Source organism: Herbaspirillum sp. CAH-3 (assembly GCF_009668275.1).
Classification (GTDB): Bacteria; Pseudomonadota; Gammaproteobacteria; order Burkholderiales; family Burkholderiaceae_D; genus Herbaspirillum; species Herbaspirillum aquaticum.
Map to the genome: position 1 here is coordinate 1 of NZ_VSWE01000008.1, position 12,408 is coordinate 12,408.

Annotated in this window: 14 protein-coding genes and 1 pseudogene; 3 read left to right on the plus strand and 12 right to left on the minus strand. The window is 61.9% G+C overall.

Features of this window, described 5'->3' with window-relative positions; all coding sequences use genetic code 11:
• The 3 genes and pseudogenes from FYB76_RS11435 to FYB76_RS11445 all read right to left on the minus strand — a co-directional run.
• Positions 1–124: pseudogene (locus FYB76_RS11435) on the minus strand (branched-chain amino acid ABC transporter permease); the annotation flags it as partial.
• A 615-nt stretch (positions 125–739) separates the two neighbouring features.
• Positions 740–1,708, minus strand: coding sequence for a 4-hydroxy-3-methylbut-2-enyl diphosphate reductase (gene ispH / locus FYB76_RS11440; RefSeq protein ID WP_088755205.1), 969 nt, complete (start codon positions 1,706–1,708; stop codon positions 740–742).
• Positions 1,709–1,767: 59 nt separating this feature from the next.
• Positions 1,768–2,223: a peptidylprolyl isomerase gene (locus FYB76_RS11445; RefSeq protein WP_088755206.1), complete on the minus strand. Its 456-nt coding sequence runs from the start codon at positions 2,221–2,223 to the stop codon at positions 1,768–1,770.
• Between the two features lie 269 nt (positions 2,224–2,492).
• Between FYB76_RS11445 and radC the strand changes: the two genes are divergently transcribed.
• From radC to rpmG, 3 genes are all read left to right on the plus strand, one after another.
• Positions 2,493–3,167 carry a DNA repair protein RadC gene (radC, locus tag FYB76_RS11450; protein ID WP_195724629.1) on the plus strand — a complete coding sequence of 225 codons (675 nt, stop codon included), beginning with the start codon at positions 2,493–2,495 and terminating at the stop codon, positions 3,165–3,167.
• Between the two features lie 206 nt (positions 3,168–3,373).
• Positions 3,374–3,610, plus strand: coding sequence for a 50S ribosomal protein L28 (rpmB, locus tag FYB76_RS11455; protein ID WP_006463730.1), 237 nt, complete (start codon positions 3,374–3,376; stop codon positions 3,608–3,610).
• Between the two features lie 24 nt (positions 3,611–3,634).
• Positions 3,635–3,802, plus strand: coding sequence for a 50S ribosomal protein L33 (rpmG, locus tag FYB76_RS11460; RefSeq protein WP_006463731.1), 168 nt, complete (start codon positions 3,635–3,637; stop codon positions 3,800–3,802).
• 236 nt (positions 3,803–4,038) lie between these two features.
• Here the strand turns inward: rpmG and FYB76_RS11465 are convergent, their stop codons facing one another.
• From FYB76_RS11465 to FYB76_RS11505, 9 genes are all read right to left on the minus strand, one after another.
• Complete coding sequence (locus FYB76_RS11465) at positions 4,039–5,235, minus strand: acyl-CoA desaturase (protein WP_088755208.1); 1,197 nt, start codon at positions 5,233–5,235, stop codon at positions 4,039–4,041.
• Positions 5,236–5,317: 82 nt separating this feature from the next.
• A complete protein-coding gene (locus tag FYB76_RS11470) occupies positions 5,318–6,676 on the minus strand; it encodes a mechanosensitive ion channel family protein (RefSeq protein ID WP_088755209.1) in 1,359 nt (452 codons plus the stop codon).
• Positions 6,677–6,704: 28 nt separating this feature from the next.
• Positions 6,705–7,277, minus strand: coding sequence for a phospholipase D family protein (locus tag FYB76_RS11475; protein ID WP_154133721.1), 573 nt, complete (start codon positions 7,275–7,277; stop codon positions 6,705–6,707).
• Complete coding sequence (locus tag FYB76_RS11480; protein WP_154133722.1) at positions 7,274–8,533, minus strand: RsmB/NOP family class I SAM-dependent RNA methyltransferase; 1,260 nt, start codon at positions 8,531–8,533, stop codon at positions 7,274–7,276. The genes FYB76_RS11475 and FYB76_RS11480 overlap by 4 nt, the downstream gene beginning before the upstream one ends.
• Positions 8,534–8,599: 66 nt before the next feature.
• A complete protein-coding gene (gene purN, locus FYB76_RS11485) occupies positions 8,600–9,211 on the minus strand; it encodes a phosphoribosylglycinamide formyltransferase (protein WP_154133723.1) in 612 nt (203 codons plus the stop codon).
• 100 nt (positions 9,212–9,311) lie between these two features.
• Positions 9,312–9,839, minus strand: coding sequence for a barstar family protein (locus tag FYB76_RS11490; RefSeq protein ID WP_370516341.1), 528 nt, complete (start codon positions 9,837–9,839; stop codon positions 9,312–9,314).
• Positions 9,840–9,841: 2 nt separating this feature from the next.
• A complete protein-coding gene (locus FYB76_RS11495; protein WP_154133849.1) occupies positions 9,842–10,237 on the minus strand; it encodes a ribonuclease domain-containing protein in 396 nt (131 codons plus the stop codon).
• A 125-nt stretch (positions 10,238–10,362) separates the two neighbouring features.
• The gene (locus tag FYB76_RS11500) at positions 10,363–11,568 is read right to left on the minus strand and encodes a patatin-like phospholipase family protein (protein WP_088755212.1); all 1,206 of its coding nucleotides are present in this window, start codon (positions 11,566–11,568) and stop codon (positions 10,363–10,365) included.
• A 61-nt stretch (positions 11,569–11,629) separates the two neighbouring features.
• Positions 11,630–12,388: an SDR family NAD(P)-dependent oxidoreductase gene (locus FYB76_RS11505; protein WP_154133724.1), complete on the minus strand. Its 759-nt coding sequence runs from the start codon at positions 12,386–12,388 to the stop codon at positions 11,630–11,632.
• Between the last annotated feature and the right edge of the window lie 20 nt (positions 12,389–12,408).

A 12,408-nucleotide genomic window follows, 5' to 3' on the forward strand; every position in this document is an offset into this window, starting at 1 on the left:
TGTCGCCGTGGGCAAAGTTGATCAGGTTCAGCACCCCGTACACCATGGTGTAGCCCAGGGCGATCAGTGCGTACATGCTGCCTAGCACCAATCCGTTGATGATCTGCTGGATGAAAATGTCCATGAATAACTCTTCGATCTAAATGGAAACAAGAAAAACACGTGGGCCTGCACCAAAGCGGACACCGCGCGAAAGCATGTCGATTAGCAAAATCCGTTCCCGCAAGCCGGGATCGCGTTATCACTCTTCATAAAAAGGGTGCAGGCGTTCCGCGCGAGCATCGCTCGCTGGCAGGGGAAATGAAGGGAAAATCAGCCGCTGTGGCCGCACAAGCGGCTTGGGCCATGGGCGGCGTACGCGTTGGGCGTTCGCCAGGGAGGTCTTCGCCGGATGCACCGGATGGAGCCGGTGGGCAGATGCTCTTGCATATGAATGTCTCCCGTCTCTGGTTGACGCCGCGTTGGCGGCGCCCTGCCCTCTTTGGTGAGGGCTAGCGCTCGGCCGCCTTTTGGGCGGGCCGTCGATAATGGTGCGGAATTATACGCAGAAGATTCCAACAATCGAGCACAAACAATCGCCTGTTACAGAAGAAAGTGCGGTAAGACCAATGAATCGTCGGTGACTTCACAACACCTGTCTCGCAAATGAAGAAGGCCTGCATCAGCAGGCCTCTTTGCGCAAACGGCGGACGAGGATTTCGTCCGAAAATTCACCCTTGGTCACAGGGTCGATGCAGCCTCACGCCGATTCGGCCGAGGGCGCGCGGGAACCCAGTCCCTTGGGCAGGGGGAAGGTGACGTTTTCTTCAATACCGTCCAGCACGCGCACACTGCGGGCACCGATTTCCTTGATGCGATCGATCACGGCCTGCACCAGCACTTCCGGCGCCGAGGCACCGGCGGTGACGCCGATGCGCTGGCGGCCCTGTACCCATTGCGGGTCGATCAGGGCAGCGTTGTCGACCATGAAGGCGGGCACGCCCTTCTTCTCGGCCAGCTCGCGCAGGCGGTTGGAGTTGGAGCTGTTGGGGCTGCCGACCACGATCACCACCTCCACCTGCGGGGCCATGAACTTCACGGCTTCCTGGCGGTTGGTGGTGGCGTAGCAGATGTCGCCCTTCTTGGGTTCGGCAATCTCCGGGAAGCGCGCGCGCAAGGCCGCGATGATGTCGGCCGTGTCATCCACCGACAGCGTGGTCTGGGAAACATAGGCCAGCAGGCCGGGATCGGCTACCTGCAGGCGCTGCACGTCTTCCACGGTTTCCACCAGGTGCATGCCGGCCTCGGTCTGGCCCATGGTGCCTTCGACCTCGGGGTGGCCGGCGTGGCCGATCATGATGATCTCGCGGCCTTCGCGGCGCATCTTGGCCACTTCCATATGCACCTTGGTGACCAGCGGGCAGGTGGCGTCAAACACCGTCAGGCCGCGCTCGGCCGCCTCGGCCTGGATCGCCTTGGATACGCCGTGGGCCGAAAAGATGACCGTATTGCCGGCCGGCACGTCGGCCAGCTCCTCGATGAAGACCGCGCCCTTGGCCCGCAGGTCGTTGACGACGTAGGCGTTATGCACGATTTCATGGCGTACGTAGATGGGGGCGCCAAACTGCGCCAGCGCACGTTCGACGATCTCGATGGCGCGGTCCACGCCCGCACAGAAACCACGGGGCTGGGCCAGCAGGATTTCAGGTTCGGCTTGTTCCATGGTCATGGTCATTTCCTTGATTCTTCAAAACATTGCGAGGGCCAACTCGCCAAATGACGAGGCTCTTACAGGATTCCGATGATTTTTACTTCGAACTTCAGCGTTTGGCCGGCCAACGGGTGATTGAAGTCGAAAATTGCGCCATCATCATCGATCGCTCGCAGGATGCCAGCAAAGCGGCCGCCACCGGGGGCGGCGAAGTCAACCAGGTCGCCGACGCGATAGTCCTCATCCATGGAGGAGTTTTCTTCCAGCGTGGCGCGCGAGATACGCTGGATCAGCTCTTCGCTGCGCTCGCCGAAAGCCTGGGTCGGACTCAGTTCAAAGGTCTGGTGCGTGCCTTCGGGCAGGCCCAGCAGGCAGGCTTCGAGGAAAGGAGCCAGCTGGCCCTGGCCGAACTGCAGGGTGGCCGGGTTCTCGTTGAAGGTGCTGACGATGTCTTCTCCGTCCAGCGAGGCCAGGCGGTAATGCAAGGTGAGGTAGGCGTTTTCGGTGACGACGGGGACAGTTGGGCTGGACATGGCTGGAAGCAGACTGAAAGACGGGCTGAAATACGGGCAGGAAACAGGCAGCAATACCGGAGCCTGCACAAGAGCCCGCTATTGTAAGCCACGTTGGCCCGATACGCCGCCGGCAGCTTCATCGCCACACGCTGCCGGATGCAGCATCCTGCCTTTCCTTGCGCCGGCGCAAGCGGACTGCGGCGGTCCAAACGTTCTTTTCGGCGCGATCCCGGGCGGGGTCGCCAGCGTTATCCCCCCTCAAGTCTAAGGAGACTCACACCATGACCATGACCCTCTTGGATTGGCCCAAGGAACAGCGGCCACGCGAACGCTTGCTGGAGCTGGGCCCGGCCGCCCTCTCCGATGCGGAATTGCTGGCCATCTTCCTGCGCGTGGGCACGCCCGGCAAAAGCGTGATGGAGCTGTCCATGGACGTGCTGCAGCGTTTCGGCTCGCTCGGGGCCCTGTGCAATGCGGTCCAGCGCGACCCTTGCCTGGGCAATGGCCTGGGGCCGGCCAAATGCGCGCAGATATGGGCGTCCCTGGAACTGGCCAAGCGCGCCATCAACGGCAACCTGAGGCAGGAGTCCGCGCTCAATTCCACCCGTGCCGTGGGCGACTACCTGAAACTGATCTTCGCGGGCAAGGAACATGAATGTTTCGTCGCCGTCTTCCTGAACATGCGCAACCAGCTCCTGGCCACCGAAGAAATGTTCAGGGGCTCGCTGAACCATACGACGGTCTACCCCCGTGAACTGGTCAAGGCGGCATTGCGGCACAATGCCGCCTCGGTCATCGTCGCCCACAATCACCCCTCGGGCGACCCGAAGCCCAGCGAGGCGGACCTGGCCCTGACCCGCACGCTCAAGAAGGCGCTGGAACTCATCGATGTGGAATTGCTGGACCATGTCGTGGTGGCCGGGACACGCCATTACTCCTTTGCCGACCATGCCCAGGTCTGATGTGCAGCCCCGGCAATCGGCCGCAAACCCTTGCCAGGACTGGGCGAAGCCTTCCTGCGCCAGGGCGGTGGACTGAATGTTTCCGGAATTGTTAAATCAACGTCGACATCGAAGACACAATTGTTTTTCGCAAGTCATTGAAAAACCTGAGTTTTTTCCATATACTCTCGTTTTTCCCAAATTCGGAAATTTTTAAGGAGTCTCACATGGCACGTGTCTGCCAAGTCACCGGGAAGGGGCCGATGGTCGGCAACAACGTTTCCCATGCAAACAACAAGACCAAGCGTCGTTTCCTGCCCAACCTGCAGAACCGCCGCATTTTCGTCGAATCCGAGAACCGCTGGGTTTCGCTGCGTTTGTCCAACGCCGGCCTGCGCGTGATCGACAAGATCGGCATCGATGCCGTTCTGGCCGATCTGCGTGCTCGTGGCGAAAAAGTCTAATTAGCAGAGTAAAGGAAATCTATCATGGCGAAATCCGGCCGCGACAAAATCAAACTGGAGTCGACCGCAGGTACTGGTCACTTCTACACCACCACCAAGAACAAGCGTACTACGCCCGAAAAGATCAGCATCATGAAGTTCGATCCCAAGGCGCGCAAGCACGTCGAATACAAGGAAACCAAGATCAAGTAATTGATCCCGGTCTCCCGATGAAAAACCCGCAGAGTCTTCTGCGGGTTTTTTATTGCCCGGGTTTTCCTGGCTTGGCTGGCTTGGCTCGCTTGGAGCGCCGACGATGTCCCCTGGCCGCGCCGTCCTGAAAGAAATCTTCACCAGCCCGCGCCAGCGCCCAAAGAAAAATCCCCGCAGATCGCTCTGCGGGGATTTTTTATTCAGCCCCCGGTTTCCACCGGGTCAGCCAGCGAAGATCAGGCGTAGCTGCGCAGGCGCAGGGCGAAGTCACGCAGGGCCTTCACGCCAGAGGCTTCGGCGCGGGTGCACCAGTCCTGCAGTTGCTGCAGCAGCTGTTCGCGGGTCGAGTGCGAACGCTCCCAGATGGCGCCCAGCTCGATGCGCATTTCATGCATGGTCTGCAGGGCCTTGCTGTGGGCGAACAGCTCCGAGAGTTGCTGCTTCTGGCCATCTTCCAGGCGAGCAGGCTCACGCTGCAGCAGCTTCTTGGAGGACTTCAGGAAACGCGATTCCAGCTGGGCCTTCTCGATCAGGTGATCCAGCTCGTCCTTCCAGGCGCTCTTGAGCGAACGGGCGTACTTGGCGGTCACGTCGTAGCGGTTGGCGATCACGGACTGCAGGGTATCGAAGTCGATCACCGATTTCTGGCTGTCGAACTTGGGCACCGGTGCCACCTTCTTGACCTTGGCCAGGCCGAAGGTTTCCAGGATACGGATGTACATCCAGCCGATGTCGAATTCGTACCACTTGGCCGAGAACTTGGCCGAGGTGCCGAAGGTATGGTGATTGTTGTGCATTTCCTCGCCGCCGATGATGATGCCGATCGGGAACAGGTTGGTCGCTGCATCGTTGCAATCGTAATTGCGGTAGCCCCAGAAGTGACCCAGGCCATTGACCACACCAGCCGCCCAGAACGGGATCCAGGCCATCTGCACGGCCCACACGGTCAGGCCGATGGCGCCGAAGAGCAGCACGTCGATGATCAGCATGATGCCCACACCCTGCCAGCCGTACTTGCTGTAGATGTTGTGTTCAATCCAGTCGTCCGGGGTGCCGTGGCCAAACTTCTCCATGGTCTCGGCATTCTTGGACTCCATGCGGTACAGCTCGGCACCCTGCCACATCACCTTGTTGATGCCGCGGGTCTGCGGGCTGTGCGGATCTTCTTCGGTCTCGCACTTGGCGTGGTGCTTGCGGTGGATGGCGGCCCATTCCTTGGTCACCATGCCGGTGGTCATCCACAGCCAGAGACGGAAGAAGTGGCTGGGGATCGCGTGCAGTTCGAGCGCGCGATGCGCCTGGCAACGATGCAGGTAGAGAGTCACGCCCACGATGGTGATGTGCGTCATCACCAGTGTGTAAATGACAATCTGCCAACCGGACGCGTGCAGCAGGCCGTTGGCAACAAAGTCGAGGATCGCATCAAGGGTCATCAGTACAACTCCAAATAGAAAACAACTATCGGACTACAAAACAGGATTATTACTTGTTCCGTGAAAATGGTTTTATTTTCTTTTAATTGCCGGGCATTGTACGCGAATTCTGCGACTCTGGGCCATCAGGAATTTCCTGGCGCGTACTTTGGCGGAAGCTGCGCTCATCCATGATCCGGATGTCGCGCTTGGGATGGGCCACCTGGATGCCGTGCTGCTTGAAGGCGGCCCAGATGGCACGATTGACGTCGGACAGCACATTGAGCCGTCCATTTTCCGGGTCGGTGATCCAGAATCCCAGTTCCAGCTCCAGCCCGTCGGCGCCGATCTTGATCAGCAAGGCCTGCGGGGCGGTCTGCTGGGAGACCCGTTGGACCCCAAGTGCGGCCTGTTCCATGATGGACAAGACCGTTTCCACATCGTCCTGGTACAGAATTGTAAGCTGTGTAGCCAAACGTACAATGCGATGGGTCAAGGAATAGTTTTGTACCGGATTGGAGACAAAAAGCTCATTGGGCAACACCGACTCAATACCGTCCAGCCCTTCCAGGATGGTGTAGCGGGTATTGATCTGGGTGACCTTGCCGAAGTATTTCTCGACTGCAACCATATCGCCGATCACCATGCTGCGCTCCAGCAGGATCACGAAGCCGGAGACATAGCTGCTGGCGATCTTCTGCAAACCCAGGCCGATCCCCACGCCCAGCGCGCCGCCGAAGACCGAGAGCACCGTCAGGTCGATCCCCACCAGCGACAGGCTGACCAGGAAAGCGATGAGGATCAGCAGGGCCCGCATCATGCGCGCCACCACCGTGCGCAGCGAGGAATGCATGCCGCTGAACTTCATCAGGCGGTTTTCCACCACCGTCCCTATCCACAGGGCAATGATGAGCGTGACCAGCACCGAGGCCGCACCTTGCAACATCGTCAACAACGACACCTTGTGGCGTGCCAGCGGGAACGTGGTGGTATCCAGATAATCGACGAAATCCGGCCACAGGCCGGTAATCCACAGCACCACGCACAGCCAGACCAGCAGCGCGATGACTTTTTCCGACAGGTGCAGCAGCGCGCCCACTGTCGCATCCTTCACGAAGATGCCGCGCAATACGTAGAACACGAAACGCATCGCCACCTGGGCAATGGTCAGGGGAAACATGATTTCCCACAAAGTGACCGCATGGTGGCCGCGCTTGAGAATGTAATAGGCTCCCGTGAGCAGGCCCAGGGCCAGCAGCGGCGAGAGCACGCGGGCAAAGCTCTTGACGCCGATCTGCATGACCAGCGACTGCTCCTCGCCATCGGCGGGCAGCACGAAACGCGCGCGCAGCCAGCGCGAGAGGCCGATGCCGCCCAGCAACGAGAGCGCGATGACGACCAGCTGGCGCAGCAGGTCAACGGCGCTGATATCGGTGAAGAGGGAAAGGAAATGATCGGTCATGGCTGGCCGGATGAAGAATCAGGGCAAATCAGGGCGCCGCCTGGGCATCCTGGCGATGGCGCTGCCAGTTGCTGGCGTAGCGTGCAGCCAGCGGCGGGTTCTTGCCGAGGATGAGCACGTTCTCGGCATTCTTGTGCTGGGCCGACCAGGTGAAGTTGTAGCTGCCCGTAATGACGGTGGCCGTGGGCAAGGCCGCATCGATGATGATGACCTTGTTGTGGGCATTGCGGTAAGCCGTTTCCAGCCAGACCGGAATGCCGGCCGCGCGCAGCTGGCGCAGGCGGTCTTCGGAATTCTTGTCGAGCTGGCCGGCATCCATGAGCACGCGCACGTCGATGCCTCGTTTGCGGGCGGCCACCAGTTCGTCCGTAATAGGACGGCTGGTGAGCAGATAGGCTTGCATCAGGATCTGGCGTTGCGCGGCCTGGAGCTGGCCGACGATCAGGGCTTCGATGTCATCCCAGGGCGCGAAAGCGGATTGCACCGTCCCCTGCGCTGCCATCACCGGCGGTGGCGGCAGCGCTTCCCCGGCCTGCAGGCCAGCGACGGCCACTGCCAGCAGGGCGGCGGCCAGGCCAGGCAGCAAGCGCCGCCGCCTCATGCAGCGCGGCGCTCCAGGACGGCCGCGAAGAAACCGTCAGTCTGGTGCTGGTGCGGCAACAGCTTCAGGTAATCGCCGGTATCCAGCACAATCTTCTGCTCGGCCAGCACTTCGCTCATGGGGCGCAACGTGAAGTCGGGATGCGAGGCCAGGAAGTCGGCGATGACTTCATCGTTCTCTTCTTCCAGGAAGCTGCAGGTGCCATACACCAGGCGGCCGCCCGGACGCACCAGGCGCGCGGCGCTGGCCAGGATCGAGCCTTGCTTGGCACGCATTTCGGTGAGCGTCTCCACGCTCTGGCGCCATTTCATGTCGGGGTTGCGGCGCAGGGTGCCCAAGCCGCTGCAGGGTGCATCGACCAGCACGCGATCGAGCTTGCCGGCCAGGCGCTTGACCTTGGCGTCGTTCTCGTGGGCGATCACCACCGGATGCACATTGGACAGGCCACTGCGCGCCAGGCGCGGTTTGAGCTTGGCCAGGCGCTTTTCGGACACGTCGAAGGCATACAGGCGGCCGGTATTGCGCATCAGCGCGCCCAGCGCCAGGGTCTTGCCACCGGCGCCGGCACAGAAGTCGACCACCATTTCGCCGCGCTTGGCGCCGACGATCTGGGCCAGCAGCTGGCTGCCTTCATCCTGCACTTCGATGGCGCCATCCTTGAACAGCGGCAGGTTCTGCAGGGCCGGCTTCTTGAACACGCGCAGGCCCAGCGGGGAATACGGGGTCGGTTCGCAGGCCACCGGCGCCTTGGCCAGTTCGGCGATGACGGTATCGCGGTCGGCCTTCAAGGCATTGACCCGCAGGTCCAGCGGCGCCGGACGGTTCATGGCATCGGCCAGTTGCAGGGTGGCTTCCTCGCCCATGCGGGCAACCAGCTTTTCCCACAGCCAGGGCGGCAGGTTGCTGCGCATCTGGGGCGCCAGCTGGGTGCGGTCGATCTGGGCCACGCGCTCCAGCCACTCGGCTTCGCCTTCCTGCAGGCCGGCGATGGATTCGGCGCCGACCGCATCGGCCAGGCCCAGCAGCGCCAGGCGGCGCATCATCGGGCCGCTGCCGGATTCGGCGAAGTTGGTCAGGACCGTCTTGTTGCGCAGCAGGCCGTAGACCGCTTCAGCGATCACGCCGCGCTCGCGGCTGCCCAGGCGGGGATTGTCGCGGAAGTAGCGCGACAGGGTCACGTCGGCCGGGCCGGTGAAGCGCAGCACTTCGCGCAGCAGTTCTTCGGTATGGGGGATGATCGCGGGAGGCAATCTCATGCTAGGTCCTTCAGATTCAATTCAATTCAAGATAAGGGGTGCGCGGCGGCGCTTGCTCGTTGCGCCTCAGGCGTCGGCGGCCAGGCGCACGCGCGCGCCGTCCAGTGCCAGGCGGCCTTGCACGAACCAGCGCACGGCACGCGGATAGATCACATGTTCCTGTTCCAGGACCCGCTCGGCGAGCGTCTCCTCGCTGTCCTCTTCCAGCACCGGCACGGCAGCCTGGGCCACGATGGGACCGTGGTCGAGGTCGGGCGTGACGAAGTGCACGGTCGCGCCGTGCAGCTTCACGCCGGCCGCCAGTGCCTGCCGGTGCGTCGCCAGCCCCGGGAAACTGGGCAGCAGCGACGGGTGGATATTGAGCATGCGGCCCTGGTAATGATTGACGAACGGTGCCGTCAGGATCCGCATGAAACCGGCCAGCACCACCAGGTCCGGCGCGAACGCGTCGATCTGCTCGCGCAAGGCGGCATCGAACTGGTCGCGCGTGGGATAGTCGCGGTTGGCCACGACGGCCGTGGCAATGCCGTGGCTGGCGGCGAATTCGAGGCCGCTGGCGTCGGCGCGGTTGCTGATGACGGCGGCGATTCGGGCAGGCCACCGCTCGGCCTGTGCAGCGCGGACGATGGCTTCCATATTGCTGCCTCGTCCGGAAATCAGGATGACAATGCTTCTCATGGTGTGCGCATTGTACCTGCTGACAGCCCCTCCGCCGCCGGTTTTCACGATGTGAAAGGTCCGGCGTGGCGTAAAAGGTTTATCAAAATGTGAAGAAAATTTACTGGAAGGAATAGAAAACGCGGAACGGCACCTTCTTCTCAGCCCAGTAATCGGCCGCATCGCGGAAGACGTCGAGCAAGGTCTCGCGCGCTTCCTTGTCGAATTTCTGGGTGTTGGGCAGTTGCTCCAGCACCACGACGAAACCGATCTGCTTGCCGGCCTTGTGGGTCAGGTCGGTCAGGCAGTCATGCAGGGCATCGAAGTTCTTGCCGAAGTGCCGGGGAAACTGGAAGGCAGTGGCGATGGTGGTCAGCACCTGCTGCTTGGTCACGGCCTCGGCGCAATAGGCATAGAGAAAGTGCTGCTGCAGGTGCGCGGCCTCCTGCTGCAGCTCGGTCACGCGGAAGGCGCGGATCGATTGCACGATATTGGGCGGCACCGTTTTGAACAAACTCATTTTGCCTTCAGTATTCATAGGCGGGGCTGTGTGGCTGTCGTGGTTGTCGTAATTGTCGTGATGGTGATGGCTGGCCTGCTGTGTGGCTTGCTGCAACAGAACTCGCGCGCCCTGCCCTGCGCTGTACAAGATCAGTCGCGTATCCGGCGGAAGGTCTTGTAATGGTCACTGGTGTAATAGTATTCGCCCGACGTGGCCGGTTCTCCCCCGCTGACGATGCGACGGGCCCCGCGATTGCGGGCGCGCGGCGTCTTGACCGTGTATTCGCGATAATACCCGCGCTTTTGCTTGGGCAAAACCCCTTCATAGTTGCCGAAGACCGCGCCATCCTTTTCATACGGGAAGGGCCCACCCTGACGGATCAGGGCCATGGTCTGCTGGGCTTCGCGCGGCAGCTGGTCAAGATTAACCTCCGGCAAGTTGCCCGGCACCGGCCCCTTGGCTTGCACCGGCGCGGCCAGCATCAGGGCCGTCAGCAGCACCAGCCAGTAACGGGTGAAGAAGGAAGAAATGAAGCGGGCTCGCATCTGCATCGTCTGCATTGATTCTGTTAATTGCAATTTTGTCAATTAATGGCAACAGCACTCGGTAGATTAACGCGTTGCTTTCGGCTAGGCAACCACGGCAGGCCAGGAACTTGACCGGCAGCAAATCAGGCAGAGGCTTGGAGCAGCTGGGCGGTATCCGGTTCAAAAAAGGCCAGCACCTCCTCGCGCTTGGCGTAGGTATCGCTTTCGCCCAGGGCGATCAGCTCGCGTGTGAAGCTTTGTTCAAACAACAGATAGGACGCCAGCGCCGAGCCACGCGCCTCGGTGGCACCGATACCGCCCAGCATGGTGCGGATCGGGCGCGGCAGGTTGCCGACGTGGCGGCTGGCGATGCTGTCGATGCGCTGCGAGGGCGAGATCACCAGGGTACGGATGGGTTTCAATGGCGTATGCCGGCGCTGCTCATCGTTCAGGACCGACAAGGTCTGGTTGACCCGGTTGATGCGTTCGATGTCGGCCGACAAGCCGTCGAGGAAGATCCCCGACATCGCATGTCCGGCTACCTGCGCCAGGCTGGGGTAATGCGGGGTATTGGTGGGGGCCTGCTCGCCCTTCTCGCCCATGCGGCCGGCGCCGATGATGAGTACCTTGGTGGCACCGAGGTGGATGGCCGGGGAAATCGGGGCGATCTGGCGCATCGAGCCATCGCCGCAATACTCGCAGCGGCCGTCGATGTACACCGGAATGGCCGGGAAGATGAAAGGAATGGCAGAAGAGGCCAGCAAATGGTCGATGCCGATCTGGTCGCGCATGGCCAGCCGCTGGGTGCGTCGCCAGGGCTCGATCTCTTGTGCGCACTGGTAGAAGGTGATGTGCTGGCCGCTGGTATAGGACGAGGCGGTCACCGCCAGCGCATGCAACTGCCCTTCGGCCAGGGCGGCATCCAGCCGTGGCAGGTCCAGCAGGCGATGCAGCATGCTCACCAGGGGAGTGTTGTCCAGCAGGGAGTTGGGCGGATTGGCGCGCCACTTGCGCAGCAGCCAGCCGAAGGAAAACAGCGACAGCCAGCGTGCCCCCGAGCGGATCACGCCCAGCGAATCGGCGCGGTACACCTGCTCCACCTGGAAATTGCTCCACACCGCCATCAGCTCGCGCACGGCTTCGCCGAAGTCGTCCGCCCGGCAGGCCAGGGCGGTGCCGTTGATGGCCCCGGCCGAGGTACCACAGATGATGGGGAAGGGATTGCTGTGCACCGGCCAGCCGGCTTCGAGCAGGATCATCGAGAGGGCGTTGAGCACACCCACCTGATAAGCCGCCCGCGCACCGCCGCCGGTCAGGATCAAGCCTGTTTTGTGTTCCATGGTCTCCATGAGGGGGAGCTTATCAGCAGCCCCCTCACTGTGGACAAGAGAATTGGCAGGCAAATGCCGTCTATTTGGGCTGCATGCGGATGGCACCATCGAGGCGGATGGTCTCGCCGTTGAGCATCACGTTCTCGATGATGGTTCGGGCCAGCTGGGCGTATTCGGTGGCACGGCCCAGGCGCGGCGGGAAGGGGACGGCCTGCCCCAGCGAATCGCGCACTTCCTGCGGCATGGCCAGCATCATGGGGGTTTCGAAGATGCCGGGGGCGATGGTCATGACACGGATGCCGCTGCGCGAGAGATCACGCGCCATCGGCAGGGTCATGGCAACGATGGCCCCCTTGGAAGCCGAATAGGCCGTCTGCCCGATCTGGCCATCGTAGGCGGCCACCGAGGCGGTGTGGATGATGATGCCGCGCTCGCCCTCTTCCTGCGCCTCGGTCTTGGCCATGGCGTCGGCCGCAAAGCGGGCCATGTTGAAGCTGCCGACCAGGTTGATGTTGAGCGTCTTCATGAACAGCGCCATGCTGTGCGGGCCGTTCTTGCCGACCAGCTTCTCGGCCGGGGCGATGCCGGCGCAATTGACCAGTCCGCGCAGGCTGCCGGCCGCTTGCGCGGCATGCACCACGGCCTGGGCGTCGTCTTCCGAACTGACATCGCAGCGCACGAAGACACCGCCCAGTTCCCGGGCCAGCACACTGCCGGCCTCCTCGTTGAGATCGGCCAGCACCGGCTTGCCACCGGCGGCGGCGATCATGCGGGCTGTGGCCGCGCCCAGGCCGGATGCTGCGCCGGTGACGATGAATACATTTCCTTCGATACGCATGGAGTCTCCTGTTTTTTCTC